This window comes from Streptomyces sp. NPDC085524 (genome assembly GCF_044541755.1).
Lineage (GTDB): Bacteria > Actinomycetota > Actinomycetes > Streptomycetales > Streptomycetaceae > Streptomyces.
Genome location: NZ_JBITTH010000005.1, coordinates 86,540 through 105,849, shown reverse-complemented (window position 1 = coordinate 105,849; position 19,310 = coordinate 86,540). Strand labels below are relative to the sequence as shown.

The 19,310-nt window shown below is 71.8% G+C and carries 19 protein-coding genes and 1 pseudogene; 12 read left to right on the top strand and 8 right to left on the bottom strand.

Annotated elements, in window-relative coordinates; genetic code table 11:
- Positions 1–7: 7 nt before the first annotated feature.
- The 7 genes from sufC (at position 8) to ACIGFK_RS09175 (ending at position 5,278) form a co-directional block, all read left to right on the top strand.
- On the top strand, positions 8–772 hold the full coding sequence (gene sufC, locus ACIGFK_RS09205) for a Fe-S cluster assembly ATPase SufC (protein WP_030027085.1): 765 nt from the start codon (positions 8–10) through the stop codon (positions 770–772).
- Positions 769–2,025: a cysteine desulfurase gene (locus ACIGFK_RS09200; RefSeq protein ID WP_376659674.1), complete on the top strand. Its 1,257-nt coding sequence runs from the start codon at positions 769–771 to the stop codon at positions 2,023–2,025. The genes sufC and ACIGFK_RS09200 overlap by 4 nt, the downstream gene beginning before the upstream one ends.
- 15 nt (positions 2,026–2,040) lie before the next feature.
- A complete protein-coding gene (gene sufU / locus ACIGFK_RS09195; RefSeq protein WP_376659675.1) occupies positions 2,041–2,502 on the top strand; it encodes a Fe-S cluster assembly sulfur transfer protein SufU in 462 nt (153 codons plus the stop codon).
- Positions 2,499–2,843 carry a metal-sulfur cluster assembly factor gene (locus ACIGFK_RS09190; RefSeq protein ID WP_356513768.1) on the top strand — a complete coding sequence of 115 codons (345 nt, stop codon included), beginning with the start codon at positions 2,499–2,501 and terminating at the stop codon, positions 2,841–2,843. The genes sufU and ACIGFK_RS09190 overlap by 4 nt, the downstream gene beginning before the upstream one ends.
- A 216-nt stretch (positions 2,844–3,059) precedes the next feature.
- Positions 3,060–4,367, top strand: coding sequence for a DUF3616 domain-containing protein (locus ACIGFK_RS09185; protein WP_376662080.1), 1,308 nt, complete (start codon positions 3,060–3,062; stop codon positions 4,365–4,367).
- A gap of 54 nt (positions 4,368–4,421) precedes the next feature.
- Positions 4,422–4,742, top strand: coding sequence for a DMT family transporter (locus tag ACIGFK_RS09180; protein WP_376662074.1), 321 nt, complete (start codon positions 4,422–4,424; stop codon positions 4,740–4,742).
- Positions 4,742–5,278 (top strand): TetR/AcrR family transcriptional regulator, encoded by a 537-nt coding sequence (locus ACIGFK_RS09175; RefSeq protein WP_376662075.1) that lies wholly within the window; start codon positions 4,742–4,744, stop codon positions 5,276–5,278. The genes ACIGFK_RS09180 and ACIGFK_RS09175 overlap by 1 nt, the downstream gene beginning before the upstream one ends.
- 278 nt (positions 5,279–5,556) lie before the next feature.
- Here ACIGFK_RS09175 and ACIGFK_RS09170 read toward each other — a convergent pair whose 3' ends face one another.
- A complete protein-coding gene (locus ACIGFK_RS09170) occupies positions 5,557–6,432 on the bottom strand; it encodes a winged helix-turn-helix transcriptional regulator (protein WP_376662076.1) in 876 nt (291 codons plus the stop codon).
- A 91-nt stretch (positions 6,433–6,523) separates the two neighbouring features.
- Here ACIGFK_RS09170 and ACIGFK_RS09165 point away from each other — a divergent pair.
- Both ACIGFK_RS09165 and dapD read left to right on the top strand, forming a co-directional pair.
- Positions 6,524–7,760: pseudogene (locus tag ACIGFK_RS09165) on the top strand (MFS transporter).
- Positions 7,761–7,769: 9 nt separating this feature from the next.
- Positions 7,770–8,750, top strand: a complete 981-nt coding sequence (gene dapD, locus ACIGFK_RS09160; RefSeq protein WP_376662078.1) for a 2,3,4,5-tetrahydropyridine-2,6-dicarboxylate N-succinyltransferase — start codon at positions 7,770–7,772, stop codon at positions 8,748–8,750.
- A gap of 51 nt (positions 8,751–8,801) precedes the next feature.
- On the opposite strand, the gene ACIGFK_RS09155 is transcribed toward dapD, so the two are convergent.
- From ACIGFK_RS09155 to ACIGFK_RS09140, 4 genes are all read right to left on the bottom strand, one after another.
- Entirely contained in the window at positions 8,802–9,290 is a 489-nt protein-coding gene (locus ACIGFK_RS09155; RefSeq protein WP_376662079.1) for a hypothetical protein, read from the bottom strand.
- Positions 9,291–9,447: 157 nt separating this feature from the next.
- Positions 9,448–9,702 (bottom strand): hypothetical protein, encoded by a 255-nt coding sequence (locus tag ACIGFK_RS09150; RefSeq protein WP_376662103.1) that lies wholly within the window; start codon positions 9,700–9,702, stop codon positions 9,448–9,450.
- Between the two features lie 105 nt (positions 9,703–9,807).
- A complete protein-coding gene (locus ACIGFK_RS09145; protein ID WP_386465310.1) occupies positions 9,808–10,296 on the bottom strand; it encodes a GNAT family N-acetyltransferase in 489 nt (162 codons plus the stop codon).
- 60 nt (positions 10,297–10,356) lie between these two features.
- Entirely contained in the window at positions 10,357–12,198 is a 1,842-nt protein-coding gene (locus ACIGFK_RS09140; RefSeq protein ID WP_386465313.1) for an endonuclease/exonuclease/phosphatase family protein, read from the bottom strand.
- Between the two features lie 324 nt (positions 12,199–12,522).
- On the opposite strand from ACIGFK_RS09140, the gene ACIGFK_RS09135 reads away from it, so the two are divergent.
- The 3 genes from ACIGFK_RS09135 to ACIGFK_RS09125 all read left to right on the top strand — a co-directional run bounded on the left by ACIGFK_RS09135 (position 12,523) and on the right by ACIGFK_RS09125 (position 17,432).
- Positions 12,523–14,007 (top strand): hypothetical protein, encoded by a 1,485-nt coding sequence (locus tag ACIGFK_RS09135; RefSeq protein ID WP_386465316.1) that lies wholly within the window; start codon positions 12,523–12,525, stop codon positions 14,005–14,007.
- A gap of 202 nt (positions 14,008–14,209) precedes the next feature.
- Entirely contained in the window at positions 14,210–15,655 is a 1,446-nt protein-coding gene (argG, locus tag ACIGFK_RS09130; RefSeq protein ID WP_376662099.1) for an argininosuccinate synthase, read from the top strand.
- 337 nt (positions 15,656–15,992) lie between these two features.
- The gene (locus ACIGFK_RS09125; RefSeq protein WP_376660007.1) at positions 15,993–17,432 is read left to right on the top strand and encodes an alkaline phosphatase PhoX; all 1,440 of its coding nucleotides are present in this window, start codon (positions 15,993–15,995) and stop codon (positions 17,430–17,432) included.
- Positions 17,433–17,474: 42 nt separating this feature from the next.
- Here the strand turns inward: ACIGFK_RS09125 and ACIGFK_RS09120 are convergent, their stop codons facing one another.
- From ACIGFK_RS09120 to ACIGFK_RS09110, 3 genes are all read right to left on the bottom strand, one after another.
- Positions 17,475–17,651: a hypothetical protein gene (locus ACIGFK_RS09120; protein WP_376660006.1), complete on the bottom strand. Its 177-nt coding sequence runs from the start codon at positions 17,649–17,651 to the stop codon at positions 17,475–17,477.
- A gap of 102 nt (positions 17,652–17,753) precedes the next feature.
- Positions 17,754–19,010 (bottom strand): TerD family protein, encoded by a 1,257-nt coding sequence (locus ACIGFK_RS09115; RefSeq protein WP_376660005.1) that lies wholly within the window; start codon positions 19,008–19,010, stop codon positions 17,754–17,756.
- Positions 19,011–19,062: 52 nt separating this feature from the next.
- Positions 19,063–19,290: a hypothetical protein gene (locus ACIGFK_RS09110; protein ID WP_376660004.1), complete on the bottom strand. Its 228-nt coding sequence runs from the start codon at positions 19,288–19,290 to the stop codon at positions 19,063–19,065.
- Positions 19,291–19,310 lie beyond the last annotated feature (20 nt).

Genomic DNA, 19,310 nt, shown 5'->3' with positions numbered 1-19,310 from the left:
GGTATCCATGGCAACGCTTGAAATCCACGACCTGCACGTCTCCGTCGAGGCCGAGAACGGCGCCCGCGAGATCCTCAAGGGCGTCGACCTCACCGTCAAGCAGGGTGAGACGCACGCCATCATGGGTCCGAACGGCTCCGGCAAGTCCACGCTGGCGTACTCGCTGGCCGGTCACCCGAAGTACACGATCACCGGCGGCACGGTGACCCTCGACGGCGAGGACGTCCTCGAGATGTCCGTCGACGAGCGCGCCCGCGCCGGCGTCTTCCTCGCCATGCAGTACCCGGTCGAGGTCCCCGGCGTCTCGGTCTCCAACTTCCTGCGCACCTCCGCCACCGCCATCCGCGGCGAGGCCCCCAAGCTGCGCACCTGGGTGAAGGAGGTCAAGTCCGCGATGGAGCAGCTCCAGATGGACCCGGCCTTCGCCGAGCGCAACGTCAACGAGGGCTTCTCCGGCGGTGAGAAGAAGCGCCACGAGATCCTCCAGCTGGAGCTCCTCAAGCCGAAGATCGCGATCCTCGACGAGACCGACTCCGGCCTGGACGTCGACGCGCTGCGCATCGTCTCCGAGGGCGTCAACCGCGTCCGCGAGTCCGGTGAGGTCGGCACGCTGCTGATCACCCACTACACGCGCATCCTGCGCTACATCAAGCCCGACTTCGTGCACGTGTTCGCGAACGGCCGCATCGCCGAGTCCGGCGGCGCCGAGCTCGCCGACCAGCTGGAGAACGAGGGCTACGACAAGTACGTGAAGGGTGGCGCGACCGCGTGACACAGCTGCCCGGCCTCCTCGACATCGAGGCGATCCGCAAGGACTTCCCCCTGCTGGATCGTGTGGTCCACGACGGGAAGAAGATCGTTTACCTGGACAACGCTGCGACCTCGCAGAAGCCGCGCCAGGTGCTCGACGCGCTGAACGCCTACTACGAACGGCACAACGCCAACGTCCACCGCGGCGTGCACGTGCTCGCCGAGGAGGCCACGGCACTGTACGAGGGCGCCCGCGACAAGGTCGCCGCCTTCATCAACGCGCCGAGCCGCGACGAGGTGATCTTCACGAAGAACGCCTCGGAGTCGCTCAACCTGGTCGCGAACATGCTCGGCTGGGCCGACGAGCCCTACCGGGTCGACCGCGACACCGAGATCGCCATCACCGAGATGGAGCACCACTCGAACATCGTCCCGTGGCAGCTGCTGGCGCAGCGCACCGGCGCGAAGCTGAAGTGGTTCGGCCTCACGGACAACGGCCGGCTCGACCTGTCCAACATCGAAGAGGTCATCACGGAGAAGACGAAGATCGTCTCCTTCACGCTGGTCTCCAACATCATGGGCACGGTCAACCCGGTCGAGGCGATCGTCCGGCGTGCCCAGGACGTCGGCGCGCTGGTGCTGATCGACGCCTCGCAGGCCGCTCCGCACATGCCGCTGGACGTGCAGGCGCTCGGCGCCGACTTCGTGGCCTTCACCGGCCACAAGATGTGCGGCCCGACCGGCATCGGCGTCCTGTGGGGCCGCCAGGAGCTCCTGGAGGACCTGCCTCCGTTCCTCGGCGGCGGCGAGATGATCGAGACCGTGTCGATGCACGCCTCGACCTACGCGCCGGCCCCCCACAAGTTCGAGGCGGGTACGCCCCCGATCGCCCAGGCCGTCGGCCTCGGCGCGGCCGTGGACTACCTGACCGCGATCGGCATGGACAAGATCGCGGCTCACGAGCACGCGATCACCGAGTACGCGATCAAGCGGCTCGCCGAGGTGCCCGACCTGCGGATCATCGGTCCCACCACGGCCGAGGACCGCGGCGCCGCGATCTCCTTCGTGCTGGGCGACATCCACCCGCACGACGTCGGCCAGGTGCTGGACGAGCAGGGCATCGCGGTCCGCGTGGGACACCACTGCGCCCGCCCGGTCTGCCTGCGGTACGGAATTCCGGCGACCACGCGAGCGTCTTTCTACCTGTACTCCTCTCCCGCCGAGGTCGACGCGCTGATCGACGGGCTGGAGCACGTACGGAACTTCTTCGGCTGACAGGACGAGGACGCTGTGAAGCTGGATTCGATGTACCAGGAACTGATCCTGGACCACTACAAGCACCCGCACGGGCGTGGCCTGCGCGACGGTGACGCCGAGGTGCACCACGTCAACCCGACGTGCGGCGACGAGATCACGCTTCGCGTGAAGTACGACGGCGAGACGCTGACGGACGTCTCGTACGAGGGCAACGGCTGCTCCATCAGCCAGGCCAGCGCGTCCGTGCTCAACGAGCTGCTGGTCGGCAAGGACCTGGCCGAGGCGCAGAAGATCCAGGCCGTGTTCCTGGAGATGATGCAGTCCAAGGGCAAGATCGAGCCCGACGAGGCCATGGAGGAGGTGCTGGAGGACGCGGTCGCGTTCGTCGGCGTCTCCAAGTACCCGGCTCGTGTGAAGTGTGCTCTCCTGAGTTGGATGGCGTGGAAGGACGCGACGGCCCAGGCTCTGGGCGACGCGGAGAGGAAGACGGCATGACCGAGAACGCGACGCCCGAGGCGTCGACCAAGCCGGCCACCGAGGAGGAGGTCCGCGAGGCCCTCTACGACGTGGTCGACCCCGAGCTGGGCATCGACGTCGTCAACCTGGGCCTGATCTACGGCATCCACATCGACGACGCGAACATCGCCACCCTCGACATGACCCTGACCTCGGCGGCCTGCCCGCTGACGGACGTCATCGAGGACCAGGCGAAGTCGGCGACGGACGGCATCGTCAGCGAACTCCGGATCAACTGGGTCTGGATGCCGCCGTGGGGCCCGGACAAGATCACGGACGACGGTCGTGAGCAGCTCCGCGCGCTCGGCTTCAACGTCTGATCCAGCGCCTGCTCCGAGGGCCCCCGGCACGGTCGTGCCGGGGGCCCTCGCTGTTCTCCGGACCGCCAAGTGACGTGCACCGGGAGTTGGCCACGGTGGCCGAATCTTCTCGACGGTCGTCACGGCGAGCGCCGTGAGGGAGAGGACGCCTTGAAGAAGCAGCTCGGTATCGCGAGTGCCGCGGGAATCGCCGCACTGATCGTCGCCGCGACGGTCATGCCCGCACACGCGGTCACCTACGGGACCCCGACGATCGCGCTGTCCGCCGGCTACCTGTCGGGATCCGTGGGCGGGGTGGGCGACCAGACCGTCGACGTCACCGTCGGGCAGAGCGGCGCCGACGTCTCCGCCCTGACCGTCAGCGCGTCCGCCTCCAGCAAGGCCTCCGTCGCCGGGACCGGCGACGTCACGGTGACCGGCACCGGGGCCGTGCGCCGGCTGGCCGTCACGGCGCACAGCCGCGGCTACACCAACCTGACGATCAAGGTCACCGGGCTCGGCGGCAAGACCGCCACCAAGACCCTCTCCTACGCCGCCTCCGCGGCCGTCCAGAACCCGGCCGACGCCCGCTACTTCAGCGGCGCCTCGGACTCCTCGGCCGCCGTGGACGTCGGCGGCGGCTACACGGTCGTCGCGGACGACGAGTCGAACGTGCTGCGCCTGTACGACCGTTCCGGCTCCGCAGCCCCCGTGCGCACCTGGGACTTCAGCTCCCAGCTCGGTGTCACCAAGGAGGTGGACATCGAGGGCGCGACCCGGATCGGCAACACCATCTACTGGACCGGCTCGCTCGGCAACAACAAGGACGGCGAGTACAAGGCCCCCCGCAACACCGTGTTCACCACGACGGTGACCGGCTCGGGTTCGGGCACCCAGCTCGCCTACGGGCGCTCGTACAAGAAGCTCCGCGACGACCTGGTGGCCTGGGACGTGGCGAACGGGAACCGGTACGGCTTCGCGGCCGGCACGGCGACGGGGCAGGCGCCCAAGCAGATCGACGGGTTCAACGTGGAGGGGCTGGAGTTCGCCCCCGGCTCGACCACCACGGCCTACGTGGGCTTCCGCGCCCCGCTGGCCCCGGCCGTGCTCGGCGGCAAGGCCCTGATCGTGCCGGTCACCAACTTCGACCAGGTCCTGGCGACCGGGGCCAAGGCGGTCGTCGGATCGCCGATCGAGCTGGACCTCGGCGGGCTGTCGGTCCGCGACATCCGCAAGAACGCGCAGAACCAGTACCTGATCCTGGCGGGCTCCTGGGCCGCCGACGACAACTCGGACCCGTACGCGCTCTACCAGTGGGACGGCGTCCCCGGCCACGCGCCCGTCAAGCGGACCGACCTGCCGACCACCGACCCGGGCGGCTGGGAGGCCATCGTGGAGGTGCCCGACCTGTCGGTGGCGGGCGCGCGGGTGCAGCTGATCACGGACAGCGGCTCGGCGGACCTGTACGGGGACGGCATCGAGGCCAAGGACCTGACGCACCCCGAGTGGAAGAAGGCCCGCGCGGCCTGGTTCACGCTCGGCTAGGCCTCGATGTGTACGGGTGTACGCAACGATGCGTACGCCCGTACACTCGCACGTATGCCCTACGTACTGCTTGCCGCCGCCATAGCCGCCGAGGTCGCCGGGACCACCGCGATGAAGTACAGCGACGGCTTCACGAAACTCTGGCCGTCGCTGGGCACGCTGCTCGGTTACGTGATCGCCTTCACCCTGCTCGCGCAGACGCTGAAGTCGATGTCGGTGGGCACGGCGTACGCGATCTGGGCGGGCGTCGGCACGGCCGCCATCGCCGCCATCGGCATGCTCTTCATGGGGGAGGCGGCCACCGCCGCGAAGGTCGCGGGCCTGGTCCTGGTGATCGCCGGCGTGGTCCTGCTGAACCTCGGCGGGGCGCACTGATGCCCCCGGGCGTGCGGCGCTACGACCCCGACCGGCGGCAGCGGATCATCGACGCGGCGATCCGGGTGGTGGGCGCCAAGGGCATCGCGGGGCTGAGCCACCGCAGCGTGGCCGCGGAGGCCGACGTGCCGCTCGGGTCGACCACGTACCACTTCAAGACCCTGGACGACCTGCTGGTCGCGGCGCTGCGCCAGGCCAACGAGGGCTCCGCCCCGGCCCTGGAGGTGCGGGAGGGCGATGATCTCGCGGGGGCGCTGGCCCGGCTGCTGGGGGAGTTCCTTGCGGCCGACCGAGGCCGCGCCGAGCTGGAGTACGAGCTCTACCTGGCGGCCCTGCGCCGGCCGGCGCTGCGGCCGGTGGCGGCGGAGTGGTGCGAGTCGGTCGTGGCGGCACTGGCCCCCCGGACCGATCCGGTCACGGCCCGCGCGCTGGTCGCCGTCATGGACGGCATCAGCCTCCAGGTCCTCCTGACGGACGCCGAGTACGACGAGCGGTACGCCCGCGACATCCTGAGCCGGGTCCTGGGGCCGGTCTAGCGGGCGCGCCGCTGCCGGGGGCCGGCCGCCCGGACCCCGGTCCTCACGCGCCGGACAGGCTGGTTCGCCTCCGGCGTTCGAGGCGCGGGGTCTGGGGCGGAGCACCATGACGGGTCCGGGCGGAGCCCGGGGAACGGTGGAAGGGCGGGCCGGGGAAGCGCTCCGCGCATCGGCCCCGGCTCGGCCACGGCTCCGGCCGTGGCCAGGGCTCCGGCCCGGGTGCACGGCCCGCCCGGCGGCGTGCCGGGGTCGTCAGGACGGGCCGGGCCCAGGGGTCGTCAGGACGGGGTGCGGACCGCGGTCAGGGCGGCGGCCACCGAGGCCTCGATGTCCCGGATCGGGTAGATCACCTCGCGGACCACCCGCTCCCGGTCCAGCACCAGCGTCAGCCGCTTCAGCCGGCTCGTCCCCGCCGCGCGGAACGTCGGCAGCCGCAGCGCCGCCGTCAGGCCGAGCTCCGCGTCCGAGAGCAGCGGGAACCGCAGCCCCTCCTTCTCCGCGAACTCGCGCTGCTCGTCGGGCCGCTGCGTGGAGACCCCGTGTACGGTGGCGCCGGCCGCCGTGAACTCCGCGAGCTGGTCGCGGTACGTGCACGACTCGAACGTACAGCCCTTGGCGCCCGGGATCCCGGCCCAGCCGGGCGGGTAGGACTCGGCGCGCGCGTAGGCGGCCGGGAAGCAGTACAGGACCGTGAACGGGGTGTCCGCCACCGGGTCGCGCAGCTCGCCGAAACGGTCCGGCAGCAGCAGCTCCGGCATCCGCGTGCCGCGCAGCGCGTGCACCCGTTCCGCCTCCTTCGAGGCCTCCTGCGTCGTCGCCGTCATCTCTCCCTCTCCCAGGATCCAGGCGTCTCCCCAGTCCTGGAGTGCGACCAGGACCGGCAGCAGCCCCCGCCCGCGCGGGGTCAGCCGGTATTCGTGCCGCACCGGGCGCTCCTGGTACGGCTCGCGCGAGAGCACCCCGGCCTCGACGAGCAGCTTCAGCCGTTCGGTGAGGACCTTGCGGGACATCCCGAGCTCGCGCTGGAGCTCGTCGAACCGGTGCAGGCCGCGCGCGGTGTCGCGCACGATCAGCAGCGTCCACCAGTCGCCCACGACTTCGAGGGCCTGGGCGATGGAGCAGTCGGCGTCGCCGAGGTGCGTGCGCTGGGCCATGGGACTCCTTTTCCGTTGACCCAAGGCTGTCATGCTGACATAGTCCGTTCCTAAAGGGAACTAACTAAGTGGATCAGAGAACGCGGGGGACATGGATGTGCTGCAGGGGTTCAAGGACGTACCGCGGGTCGTGTGGCTGCTGGCTGCGGGGATCTTCGTCAATGCCGTCGTCAGCTTCACCTTCGTCTTCGTCTTCCTCTACCTGACCGGCACGCGCGGCCTCGGCCCCGCCCAGGCGGGCCTCGTCGTCGGCATCGGAGGCATCGGCCTGGTCGCCGGTAACTTCACCGGCGGCTGGTACGGCGACCGCTTCGGCCACCGCCGCGTGCTGCTCACCGCCTCCGCGCTCGGCGGCGCCGCCCTGATCGTCCTGCCGACGGTCCCCACCGGCCTGCTCGCCCTCGTGCTGCCGCTCGCCCAGTACGCCTCCGGGGTGATCCGCGCCGCCAACTCCGCGCTGGTCGCCGTCACCGTGCCGGAGGGCTCCCGGCGCCAGGCCTTCGCCGTCACCCGCTGCCTGTCCAACGCGGGCTTCGCGGCGGGCGCCCCCCTCGGGGCCCTGATCGCGACCGGGCTCTCGTACGGCTGGCTCTTCGTCGCGGACGGCCTCGGCACCCTCTTCTTCGCCGTCTGGACCGCCCGGGTCGTCCCGGCGCGCGCCCAAGGCCCCTTCCACGGCCCCCGAAGGGGGTCCGGGCCGCGGAGGGCTCTGGCAGGAACTGCGCGCGAGGCCGGCCGTCCTCGTGCTGCTCGGCGCGATCGTCGTCATCGACCTCGTCTACCGGCAGCACTACACGACGTTCCCGGTCTTCCTCGCCGACCACGGCATGGACACCCGCGCGTACGGGCTGCTGATCGGGATCAACGGCGCCGTCATCATGCTCCTGGAGATCCCCGCCGCACTCGCCCTGCGCCGGCGCTCCCCGCTGCACGTCATCGGCACCGGACTCGTGCTCGTGGGCGGCGGCTACGCGATGCTGCTGCTCGGGGTGGGAGCCGCCAGCACGATCGCGATGATGGTGCTGCTCACGCTCGGCGAGATCCTCTACAAGACCACCGCCACCGCGTACGTCGCCGACGAGTCGCCCGAGCACGCCATCGGCCGGTTCCAGAGCCTGTACGCAGGCGTGTCCGTCAGCGGTGTCGTCCTCGCAGGACCGCTCGGCGGGGCCCTGTACGCGGCGGCGCCCGGCCTGCTGTGGCCCCTGTGCGCGGCACTCGGCGCGGCAGCCGGGGCAACCGTGCTGGCCATGGGCGTGCGGGGGGCGCGGCGACGCGCGAGACCGGCACATGAGACCGGTTCGCCCAGGGCGGCCGTCGCCGGTTAGGTTTCGGGCATGACTGCTACGCGTACCACCGGCGCCGTCGCCGCCGGACTTGCCACCATCACCGCCGACGGCACCGTCCTCGACACCTGGTTCCCCGCCCCCGAGCTGGTCGCCGAGCCCGGCCCGGCCGGCACCGAGCGCCTCACCGCCGAGCAGGCCGTGGAGCTCCTCGGCGCCGGCGCGGCCAAGGCGATCCGTACGGACGCGGTCCGCGGCGTCGAGGTCGTAGCCGTCCGCACCGTGATCGCCTCCCTGGAGGACAAGCCGCTGGACGCGCACGACGCGTACCTGCGCCTGCACCTGCTCAGCCACCGCCTGGTCAAGCCGCACGGCCAGAACCTCGACGGCGTGTTCGGCCTGCTGACCAACGTCGCCTGGACCTCGCTGGGCCCGGTCGCCGTCGACCAGGTCGAGACCGTCCGCCTCAACGCCCGCGCCGAGGGCCTGCACCTCCAGGTCACCTCGATCGACAAGTTCCCGCGGATGACGGACTACGTCGCCCCCAAGGGCGTGCGCATCGCCGACGCCGACCGGGTCCGCCTCGGCGCGCACCTCGCCGAGGGCACCACCGTCATGCACGAGGGCTTCGTCAACTTCAACGCCGGCACGCTCGGCACCTCCATGGTCGAGGGCCGCATCTCCGCGGGCGTCGTGGTCGGCGACGGCTCCGACATCGGCGGCGGCGCGTCCACCATGGGCACCCTCTCGGGCGGTGGCAAGCAGATCATCTCGATCGGCGAGCGCACCCTGATCGGCGCCGAGGCGGGCATCGGCATCGCCCTCGGCAACGAGTGCGTCGTCGAGGCCGGCCTGTACGTCACCGCCGGCACCCGGGTCACCCTGCCGGACGGCCAGGTCGTCAAGGCGCTGGAGCTGTCCGGCGCCGACAACATCCTCTTCCGCCGCAACTCCACCACCGGCGCCGTCGAGGCCCGCCCGTACAAGGCGAACTGGGGCGGCCTGAACGAGGTCCTGCACAGCCACAACTGACGCCCTGCCGCACCCGCCCCCGGCCCGGCCGCGGGCGGCGGCCGCACCCCGTCAGCACTGAGCGCCCTTCCGCGGCCGTACCGCGGGAGGGCGCTCAGCCGCGTTCCGGGCCGCCGCGTACGCCCGGTCGATCTCGCCCAGGTACTGCTCCGCACGGAAGCGGACCTCCCCGACCACCCCGCCGTCGCGGCCCGGGTACATCAGGTCCGACCAGATGACCGTCCCGCCCCGCAGCCGGATCCGGAGGGAGAGCGTCTCCGGCCCTTGCCCGGGCCGCACCAGGGCCGCCACGTCCACCGTACGCGGCGAATCCGCAGGCTGGAGCGGTCCGCCGGGGCGCAGGAGCAGGACCGGGTCGATGCCCGCCATCCTGCTGTCGCTGCGCGCCACCAGGTCGAGCCCGTCGACGAACAGGAAGGTGTGCACGGCCGTGCACACCGGCGGGCCGGGGCAGGCGCTGAGGAGCAGCGTGCTCGTCGCGGTGGCGCCGCGGCCGCCGGGTGCGGCGGCCCGCAGGCTGCGCGGGGGTCTACGGGGCATCCGCCCGGTGTGACGTCATGCGCGGATCGTAGCGGCCGCGCCGCGTCGCACCGGCCTGGTTTTCGCCGTGACCGGCCGCCCCGGGCGGGGCGGCCGGTCACGGCAGCGCCCTCCCACCCGCTCGGGGTGGGAGGGCGCTGCCGGCGTGTGCGAGGCGTCAGCTGAACGGGATCCTGCGGACCAGGCCCGCGAAGGCCTCCTTCTCCGCCTCGGTCAGCTCCACCGCCTCCATCGGGTGCGCGGCGGCGCCGCGCTGGGCCGGGATCACCGCCAGACCGTCGAAGGCGCCCGGCTCGGGGTGGTGGAAGCGGCTGTCCCACAGCATGTGGCCGAGGCCGACGAACCAGACGATGGCCGCGACCAGCAGGACGGCGAGGCCGATCTCCTGGGCGAGGGAGATGGAGGGGAACACGCGGTCCTCCAAACGAGGATGCAAGATCGGGCGTGGGGATACTCAACACCACAACCGGTCGATTCGGTAGGGATGTGGTGAGCGTCACGCCAGGGCCGAAAGGCCCTACTTTGCGTCAGGTCGCTCCGCCAGCGACAGCTTGAAGCCCTCGTGGCTGCGCGCGAAGCCCAGCCGTTCGTAGAAGCGGTGGGCGGCCGTGCGCCGCTTGTTGCTGGTCAGCTGGACGAGGCCGCAGCCGCGCTCGCGGGCCCGCACCACGGCCAGCCGCATCAGCTCCGCGCCGAGCCCCTCGCCGCGGCGGTCCGCGCGGACCCGTACCGCCTCCACCAGCGCCCGCTCCCGCCCTCCCTGGCCCAGGCCCGGGATGTACGTCAGCTGGAGGCAGCCGAGGACGACCGCGTCCGGGGCGTCCGTCCCGTCCGGGCCGTCGGTCAGGACCAGCATCTCGTTGCGCGCGTCCGCCGCGATGGACGCGAAGGCCCGCTCGCTCGCCCCGTCGACCACGACCGAGGCCGGGTCCACGACCTCGTCCTCGTCGGCCAGCAGGGCGAGTACGGCGGGCAGGTCCTGGCGCGTGGCCTCACGGAAGATCATGACGGGATTGTGGCAGGGGGTCCGGCCGGGACGGCGGCCGGACCCCCTGCGGTCCTGCGGCTACGGGCGGAAGCGCAGCACCTGCGGGTCGTGGTCGCTGTTCTGCACCGAGAACTCCGCGTTGATGTGCACGCTGTCGTAGCTGAAGTTCTTGATCGACGGGCTGGTCAGGATCTGGTCCAGCACCTGCGCGTTGCCCTGGTAGACGTACGAGTACCGCTCCGTCTTCGGCAGCGACTTGATCGCCGGGTACAGCGCCCCGCCGTCCGTCAGGGCCTGCGTGGTCGCGGAGAACTCGAAGTCGTTGATGTCGCCGAGGACGAGGACGTTCGCGTTCTTCTCGGTCGCCAGGAGCTCCTTGACGAAGCCGTTCACGGCCTGCGCCTGGAGGAGCCGCTTCTCCTCCGACTTGCGCACCGGCGGCTGGTGGTGCGAGGTCAGGCCCTCGTCGCCGCCCTTGGAGCCGAAGTGGTTGGCGATCACGAAGACGGTCCGGCCGCGGAAGACGAACTCGCCGGCCAGCGGCTTGCGGCTGTCGGCCCACGCCGGGTTCGCCGGGTCGATCCGGCCGGGGGAGTGGGTGAGGGCCGCGTGGCCGTTCTCCTGCACGACACCGTTCGCGGTCGTCGCGTCGCCCGCGGCGCGGTCGGTGAAGGAGACCCGGGCGGGGTTGAAGAGGAACACCTGGCGGATGTTGCCGCCGGGCTCGCCGCCGTCCTTCTTGTCCTCCGGGTTGATGCTGCGCCACTGGTAGGCCGGGCCGCCCGCGGCGGAGATCGCCGCGGTGAACTTGGCCAGCGTCTGCTCCGCGGAGACGGTGCCGTCGTTCTTGGCGCCGTTGTCGTCCTGGATCTCCTCCAGGGCGAGGATGTCGGGGGAGGCGAGGTTCTCGACGACCGCCTTGGCGAGGTTGTCGAACTTCTCCTGCGGGTCGGTCGGGTCGAGGTTCTCGACGTTGTACGTCGCCACCGCGAGCTCGCCCGCGCTCTGCGCCTTGGTCTTCTCGGGGGCGAGGGTGCCGGCCTTGACGGTGCCGAGGGTGCGGGCCACCAGCGTGTAGCCGCCGAACTGGTTGAAGTCCAGCGGGCCTTCGGTGGTGCCGGTCAGCCGGTCGCCGACGTTGGCCACCGGGAAGGGCTGCTGCGCGAGCGGCGCGAGCTGCTGGATCTGGAGGCGGCCGGTGTTCTGGGACTCGTACGAGCCGTAGACCGTGCCGCCGCGCTTGGCGGCGTTCTCCCAGCCCTTCACCGTGACCCACAGCTCCGCGTACGGGTCGGTGGCGCCGACCACGCGCGAGGTGCCGATCGCCACGTTCATGCCCTCGAGGGACTCGTAGTAGTCCAGGGCGTAGCGCGAGGGCTCCAGGGTCAGGCCGTTGATGCTGCCGGCGGCGGCCGCGTCGCCCGCGGGGGCGTATTCGGCGGGCACCGAGTACTCGTTGATCTGGACGGCCTGGGGCAGGGCGTTGCCCGAGGAGACCACGGTGACGGTCGGCTTCGAGATCTGCGTCACCGACTGGTTGCCGGAGGTCAGGCCGCCCGGGACGTACTCGCCGACCGTGCCGGAGACCTTGACCGCGTCGCCGACGGCGACGGTGGGGACCGAGCTCGTGAAGACGAAGATGCCCTCACTGGTGGCGTCGTTGTCGTCGGCGTCCGGGTCCTGGATCCAGAACCCGCGCGAACCGTAGGTGCGGACACCCGTCACGATGCCCGCCACGTCGGCGACCTGCTTGCCGGCCAGCGGGGATATCCGGGTGGTGCCCTGGATGTCGTGGATGCGTATCGGATCGGCGGACACGGCGCCTTCGGCCGCGTCGGCGGAGCCCGCGAGCAGGCCGGTGGCCAGTGCGGTGGCGACGAGGGCCGCGACGGCGGCGGAACGGGGATGCGAGGAGCGCATGGTCGGGAACTCCGGTGTGGGATGAGGGAAAACGCAGAAGGGGGGTGGGCATGGGGCTCCGCGGGGGTTGCGGCCCCAGGATCCCGACATGTCTACGCGCGTCAATTTCCTGTGTGGCGTGCAAAGTTGTCAAGCCCTCCAGGGAATACGCCGGTTGACTGTGGGATGAACCAAAGATGATGGGGCGCCAGGTGCGCCCGAAATGCGTCTAGGCTGGGACTTCCGGCCCACTGGCCGGCCGGTCGACCGGGCGCCCCGAAGCGGCCCTCCCGGTCCGCCCCACCGGTCACCCCACTGCGTTCGCTTCGCGAGGAGAACCGCCCCATGTCCGCAGAGCCGCACCCCACGCTGCCGCCGGTACGGCTGCCCGCCGATGCGGAACTGGCCCGCGACGCCCTCGTCGCACCGCTGTTCGCCCGGGCCGTGCGGCTCGCCCGCTGGGCCGGACCGGACACCCGCATCGAGATCGGCGGCGAACTCGCCGCCGACCAGTTGCCCTTGGCCGCCCAGGCCCTCGGACTCGACGTCTCCGACGCGGACTCCGTCGCCCACGCGAGCCAGGCCTGGCGGGTGGCCGTCGACACCGGGCTGGTCGACGTGACCGAGCCGGAGGGGGAAGGCCTGGAGGGAGCGGACGGCCAGGACGGCGAGACGGGTACCGGCACCGCCCTGCCCGGCGAGGACCTCGCCCTGGTGGCCGGCGGTGCGCCCGCCGACGTGCTCGACCTGTGGCTGGCCGCCCTCGACACGGTGCTCGCCGACGCCGCCGTACCCGACCTGGACGACCTCGTCGACGCGCTGGACGCGGGCGGCGAGATCGACTTCGACCGGCTGGACTGGAACCCCGGTCGCGAGGCCGACTTCCTCGACGGGGTCCTCGCCAACCTCTACCTGCTCACCGTCGCCGAGGGCGGGACGGCGGACGGGCCGGTTCCGCTCCCGGTGCTCGCCGCGTCGATGGTCGTGCCCGACGGCATGGGCGACCCGACCGACGCCGTGCTGGAGCAGGTGTCGGACGCGATGATGCGGCTCGACGACCAGTTCCGGCAGCTCGAGCCGATCGGGCTCGTGGAGTACCAGCCGGTCGACGAGGCCCTGATGGCGGAGGCCGAAGAGCCGGGGGGCGCGGGCGGCGGGGACGAGGAGGACGTCTCCCGCTACGGGATGGTCCGGCTGACCCCGCTCGGCCGGTACGGGATCCGGGCCCGGATGATGGAGGCCGGGGTCGAGGCCCCCGCAGTCGGAGACCTCGCCGACAAGGGCGCCGACGCGCTGCTCGACGGGGTCGCCCGCTACCCGGAGAGCGCCGCCCAGGCCGAGATCGAACAGTGGCTGGCCGGCCGTGAACTGCCCGCCGCCGTCGCCGAGCTGCTGGCCGCGGCGCGCGGTGACGACGAGGACGCCCCGCTGCGCCGGCTGCGCTGCCAGCAGGCCCTCGCACCGGCCGGTCCGGAGGCCGAGCCCGTGGTCCGTGCCGTGCTCGGCGACCCGGAGCTCGGCGGGCTCGCCCGGGTCTGGCTGGCCGAGCACGGGGTGGCCGACGTACCGGCGCCGGACGGGGCCATGGTGTTCTGGCTGACGGTCGACACGATCGCCGCGCAGCTCGCCGCGGACGGGGAGACCGAGGAGCTGCCCCTGCTGATGGAGACCCTGACCGCCCACCACGCGGGCTTCTTCGACCAGGTGTGGCGGGTGGACCACCCGGCCACGGCGTACGTCCTGGAGGCGATGGGGCGGCTGCACCCGGACAGGAAGGCGGCGAAGGAGGCCCGGAAGGCGGCGTTCAAGGCGCGTTCCCGGCAGTCCTGATCCGGTCGGCCCAGGGGCGGAGCCGGTGATTCCGGCTCGGCCGCGGGGCGGAGCCGGTGATTCGGGATCGGCCCCGGGATGGAGTCGGCGGTTCAGGATCGGCCCCGGGATGGAGTCGGCGGTTCCGGTCGGGAGCCCGGGCGGCTCCGCGGATCCACACCCCCGCTTTGCATGAATATGCGGTTTGGTGCATACTCTTTCCATGTCCAAGGTCCTCACCTCCCTGCCCGCCGGCGAACGCGTCGGCATCGCCTTCTCCGGCGGCCTCGACACCTCCGTCGCAGTCGCCTGGATGCGCGACAAGGGTGCAGTCCCGTGCACCTACACCGCCGATATCGGCCAGTACGACGAGCCCGACATCGCCTCGGTGCCCGGCCGCGCCAAGACCTACGGTGCCGAGATCGCGCGCCTCGTCGACTGCCGCGCCTCGCTGGTCGAGGAGGGCCTGGCCGCGCTCACGTGCGGTGCGTTCCACATCCGCTCCGGCGGGCGCGCCTACTTCAACACGACGCCGCTCGGCCGCGCCGTCACGGGCACCCTGCTCGTCCGGGCGATGCTCGAGGACGACGTGCAGATCTGGGGCGACGGCTCGACCTTCAAGGGCAACGACATCGAGCGGTTCTACCGCTACGGTCTGCTCGCCAACCCGCACCTGCGGATCTACAAGCCCTGGCTCGACGCGGACTTCGTGACCGAGCTCGGCGGCCGCAAGGAGATGTCGGAGTGGCTGCTCGCCCACGACCTCCCCTACCGTGACAGCACCGAGAAGGCGTACTCCACCGACGCCAACATCTGGGGCGCCACCCACGAGGCCAAGACCCTGGAGCACCTCGACACGGGCGTCGAGACCGTCGAGCCGATCATGGGCGTGCGGTTCTGGGACCCCTCGGTCCAGATCGACACCGAGGACGTGACGATCGGCTTCGACCAGGGCCGCCCCGTGACGATCAACGGCAAGAAGTTCGCCTCCGCCGTCGACCTGGTGATGGAGGCCAACGCCATCGGCGGCCGCCACGGCATGGGCATGTCGGACCAGATCGAGAACCGGATCATCGAGGCCAAGAGCCGCGGCATCTACGAGGCCCCGGGCATGGCCCTGCTGCACGCCGCGTACGAGCGTCTCGTCAACGCGATCCACAACGAGGACACCCTCGCGCAGTACCACAACGAGGGCCGGCGCCTCGGCCGCCTCATGTACGAGGGCCGCTGGCTCGACCCGCAGGCGCTGATGGTGCGCGAGTCGCTCCAGCGCTGGGTCGGCTCGGCCGTCACCGGCGAGGTCACCCTCCGGCTGCGGCGCGGTGAGGACTACTCGATCCTCGACACCAAGGGCCCGGCGTTCAGCTACCACCCGGACAAGCTGTCCATGGAGCGCACCGAGGACTCCGCGTTCGGCCCGGTGGACCGGATCGGTCAGCTCACCATGCGCAACCTCGACATCGCCGACTCGCGGGCCAAGCTGGAGCAGTACGCCGGCCTCGGCCTGATCGGCACCGGCAGCCCCGCCATCGGCGCCGCCCAGGCCGCTGCGACCGGGCTGATCGGCACCCTGCCGGAGGGTGGCGCCGAGGCCATCGCCTCCCGCGGCGAGGTCTCCGGCGAAGAGGAGATGCTGGACCGCGCCGCGATGGAGTTCGGCACGGACTGAGGAAGGGACCGGGGCCGGACCGCCCCTTCTCGGCCGGCTCGGCGCCCCATGGCGCCGGGCCGGCCGTTTCCGTTTCCCTCTCCGTCTCCGTCTCCGTCCTTGTCTCCGTTTCCGGAGATGCGACACGCCTCGGTGTCCGAGGTGTCGGCGGCGCGGGTGGGTGTTCGGGCAAGGTGTCGACAACGCGCCGTTCCTGGTCCGGAGTTGGCCATTCCGTCCATGGGGAAGGGGTCGGCTCCGCTTCGCGGGTAGTTCAGCCGCCGTTCACGTGCGGGCGGGAGCGTGTGCGCCGACGACCGCACGACAGGCGCACCACCTCCCCACCCCTGGAGACCCGATGCCGCTCAGCCGCAGAGACTTCACCGCCCGCACCGTGATCGCCGGTGCGGGACTCGCCCTCACCGGGACGGTCGGCGCACTCGCCACCGCCCCCGGGGCGCTGGCGGCCGAGGAGGGCGAGGCGCGCGACGAGCGCGGGCGGCCCTGCGAGCCCGGCTACGGCCCCCTCGTCCCCGACCCGGCCGGCATCCTCGCCCTCCCCGCCGGATTCACGTACCGCGTGATCACCCACAGCGGGGTCACCACCCTGGAGTCCGGCGAGATCACCCCGTCCAACCACGACGGCACCGCCGCCTTCGCGGGCCACCGGGGGGTCACCCTCCTCGTCAACAACCACGAGCTCAAGGGCCCCCGGTCGAAGTGGGTCCACCCCGTCCCGCTCACCGAAGGCCTCGTCTACGACCCGGCCGCGGCCGGCGGCTGCACGGTCGTCGAGGTGCGCCGCGGCGGCGAGGTCGCCGAATGGGTGGGCATCGCCGGTACGTCGACCAACTGCGCGGGCGGCGCCACCCCCTGGGACACCTGGCTGACCTGCGAGGAGAACGAGGACCTCGCCGGCAAGAACGGCATGACCAAGGACCACGGCTACGTCTTCGAGGTCGACCCGCACGACAGCCGCGCCAACCGCGACCCGCAGCCGATCAAGGCCTTCGGCCGGTACGCCCACGAAGCCGTCGTCATCGACCCGCGCCAGGGCCACGCCTACCTGACCGAGGACGCCTCGGGCCCCAACGGGCTGCTCTACCGCTGGACCCCGCCGGCCGGTTTCCGGCACGGGCGCGGCAAGCTCCGTACGCTCGCCGCCGACGCGGGGGTGCTCCAGGCCCCCAAGTGCACCGACAGCTCGGGCCTGTTCGTGGACGACCTCTCGCGCGCCACGAAGATCGGCACCGTCTACGGGGTCGACTGGGTGGACGTGCCGGACCGCGACGCGCGGACCGTGCCGGTGCGCAAGCAGTTCGCGGACGGCACGGTGACGCGCGCCCGCAAGCTGGAGGGCATGTGGTGGGCGGACGGCGGCGCGTACTTCGTCTCCTCGTACGCCCGTGAGGAGAGCCCGGGCGCGGCCCACGACGGCCAGGTGTGGTTCTACGACCCGAAGCGGCGCACCATCCGGCTGACCGTCTTGCTCGGGGTCAACGCGGACCCGTCGGCGGAGGGCGGCTACGACGGCCCCGACAACATCACCGTGTCCCCGTACGGCGGCCTCGTCATCGCGGAGGACGGCTCGGGGCTCCAGCACCTCTTCGGCGCGACCGAATCGGGCCGCACCTACCCGCTCGCCCGCAACGAGATGAACATGGGGACGCCCGAGGAGCCGGAGTACTCCGAGTTCACCGGTGTCTGCTTCTCGCCGGACGGGCGCACCCTGTACGCCAACATCCAGGACCCGGGCATCATGCTGGCCATCACCGGGCCGTGGCGGCGCACGCGCTGACGCCCCGCGGTCGCCGGGCCCCCCGAGGGGGCTCCGGGCCGCCTACTGGGAGGCGGCGAGTTCCGCGCGGGAGGCCTCGGCCCACTCGGCGAGCAGGAACTCGTACGCCTCCGAGGGCCAGTCGCCGTCCACCCGGGTCTCGACAAGGTGCCGTATCGCCTCGTTCGCCTCTGCGGCGGACGGGCGGGCGGGCCCCGCGGGGGTGAGTGACTGCTTCATGCCTTCAAGGCTACGGGCGGGCACTGACAGCCACCTCCGGATTACGCGTGGCATCCATCACCCGGTACGCCTCCCGGTGGCTCCATGTGCCCGCCCACCTGCTCAGAGTGCTTCTGCGGCGGGCTTGACCATGCCGCGATATGTGCGCGACTTCACAAACTGTCCCATGGCCGTCATCTCCCACTCCCCGGAGAACTGCTTGATCAGCTTGGCCATCATGACCCCGGTCTGCGGCTCCGCGCCGGTGAGGTCGAAGCGCACCAGCTCCTCCCCGCTCGCCGCGTCGGTCAGGCGGCAGTAGGCCTTGGCGACCTCGGTGAACTTCTGGCCGGAGAAGGAGGTGACCGTGAACACCAGGCCCGTCGTGTCCGCGGGGAGCCGGCCCAGGTCCACGACGATCACCTCGTCGTCCCCCGAGCCGTCGCCGGTGAGGTTGTCCCCCGAGTGCTTCACGGCGCCGCCCAGGATGGACAGCTTGCCGAAGTAGCAGCTGTCGATGTGGTTGCGCTGCGGGCCGTAGGCGATCACGGACGCGTCGAGGTCGATGGCCCGGCCGCCGAAGGCGGGCTCCCAGCCGAGGCCCATCTTGACCTGGGAGAGCAGTGGGCGGCCGCCCTTGACCAGGGAGACGGTCTGGTTCTTCTGGAGGCTGACCCGGCCCTTGTCCAGGTTGATCTTCCCGGCGCCCGCCGGGGCGGCGGCGGGGACCGGGGCGGGGGGAGCGGGAGGCGCCGCCGGGGCGGGCGTCGTGGCACCGCCGAGCCAGGGGGAGGGCGGGTAGGAGACGGGCGGGGACGGGGGTGCGGCGGGTGCCGGGGGCGCGGGCGGGGCGACGGGCGCCGCGGCCGGGGCCGGCTCCTCCTCCACGGAGACCCCGAAGTCGGTGGCGATGCCGGCGAGTCCGTTCGCGTACCCCTGGCCGACGGCGCGCACCTTCCACGCGCCGCCGCGCTGGTAGACCTCGACGACGACGAGCGCGGTCTCCGTGCCCAGCTGCGGCGGGGTGAAGGTGGCGATCACCGAGCCGGCGTCCGCGTTGCGCACGGTGGCGGTGGGCTCGATGCCCTGGAAGGTCTGCCCGGCGGCATCGGGGCTGGCCGTGACCACGATCCGCTCGATGCCCGGCGGCAGCGCGCCCGTGTCGACGGTGATCGAGTCCGGCGCCGCACCCCCGCCGGACCGGTATCCGACACCGGGCCCGGAAGGCTGGTTGAAGAAGATGAAGTCGGCGTCGGAGCGCACCTTGCCGTCCGCCGCGAGGAGCAGGGCCGACACGTCGAGGCGCACCGGCGCGGCCACGTCCACCGTCACACGGACGGCATTGAGCGGCAGGTTCGAACCAGGGGTCATAGCGGTCATGCCCGGAGAACGACCGGAGGGGCTTTGCCGTTCCCTTACCCGCGGCGAGATTTCAGCGCCGGTTGCCGTTGCGGGGGTGGTTGCGCGCGGTGCGCTCGTTGCCGAACTTGTACGAGCCCGTCCAGCGGGCCATCACGAGCTGCGGGTCCCCGGCCTCCACCTCGGCCAGGAACTTCTCGGCCCGGCTCCCGCGGAGGGTGGCGGCGGAGCGGCCCCGGTGGGTGATGACGACGGAGTCGTCCCTGTGGCGTTCGTACGTGAAACCGTGCGGCTTGGGCATACCCCGGAGCGTGCCCCGCG

Bases quoted from the DNA above. Each gene is read 5' to 3' on its own strand.
- ACIGFK_RS09170 (WP_376662076.1), bottom strand. From the start codon at position 6,432: ATGGCCCAGCGCACGCACCTCGGCGACGCCGACTGCTCCATCGCCCAG.
- dapD (WP_376662078.1), top strand. From the start codon at position 7,770: ATGACTGCTACGCGTACCACCGGCGCCGTCGCCGCCGGACTTGCCACC.
- ACIGFK_RS09140 (WP_386465313.1), bottom strand. From the start codon at position 12,198: ATGCGCTCCTCGCATCCCCGTTCCGCCGCCGTCGCGGCCCTCGTCGCC.
- ACIGFK_RS09175 (WP_376662075.1), top strand. From the start codon at position 4,742: ATGCCCCCGGGCGTGCGGCGCTACGACCCCGACCGGCGGCAGCGGATC.
- ACIGFK_RS09125 (WP_376660007.1), top strand. From the start codon at position 15,993: ATGCCGCTCAGCCGCAGAGACTTCACCGCCCGCACCGTGATCGCCGGT.
- argG (WP_376662099.1), top strand. From the start codon at position 14,210: ATGTCCAAGGTCCTCACCTCCCTGCCCGCCGGCGAACGCGTCGGCATC.
- sufC (WP_030027085.1), top strand. From the start codon at position 8: ATGGCAACGCTTGAAATCCACGACCTGCACGTCTCCGTCGAGGCCGAG.
- ACIGFK_RS09180 (WP_376662074.1), top strand. From the start codon at position 4,422: ATGCCCTACGTACTGCTTGCCGCCGCCATAGCCGCCGAGGTCGCCGGG.
- ACIGFK_RS09145 (WP_386465310.1), bottom strand. From the start codon at position 10,296: ATGATCTTCCGTGAGGCCACGCGCCAGGACCTGCCCGCCGTACTCGCC.
- ACIGFK_RS09115 (WP_376660005.1), bottom strand. From the start codon at position 19,010: ATGACCGCTATGACCCCTGGTTCGAACCTGCCGCTCAATGCCGTCCGT.
- ACIGFK_RS09185 (WP_376662080.1), top strand. From the start codon at position 3,060: ATGCCCGCACACGCGGTCACCTACGGGACCCCGACGATCGCGCTGTCC.
- ACIGFK_RS09135 (WP_386465316.1), top strand. From the start codon at position 12,523: ATGTCCGCAGAGCCGCACCCCACGCTGCCGCCGGTACGGCTGCCCGCC.
- ACIGFK_RS09190 (WP_356513768.1), top strand. From the start codon at position 2,499: ATGACCGAGAACGCGACGCCCGAGGCGTCGACCAAGCCGGCCACCGAG.
- ACIGFK_RS09110 (WP_376660004.1), bottom strand. From the start codon at position 19,290: ATGCCCAAGCCGCACGGTTTCACGTACGAACGCCACAGGGACGACTCC.
- ACIGFK_RS09120 (WP_376660006.1), bottom strand. From the start codon at position 17,651: ATGAAGCAGTCACTCACCCCCGCGGGGCCCGCCCGCCCGTCCGCCGCA.
- ACIGFK_RS09155 (WP_376662079.1), bottom strand. From the start codon at position 9,290: ATGCCCCGTAGACCCCCGCGCAGCCTGCGGGCCGCCGCACCCGGCGGC.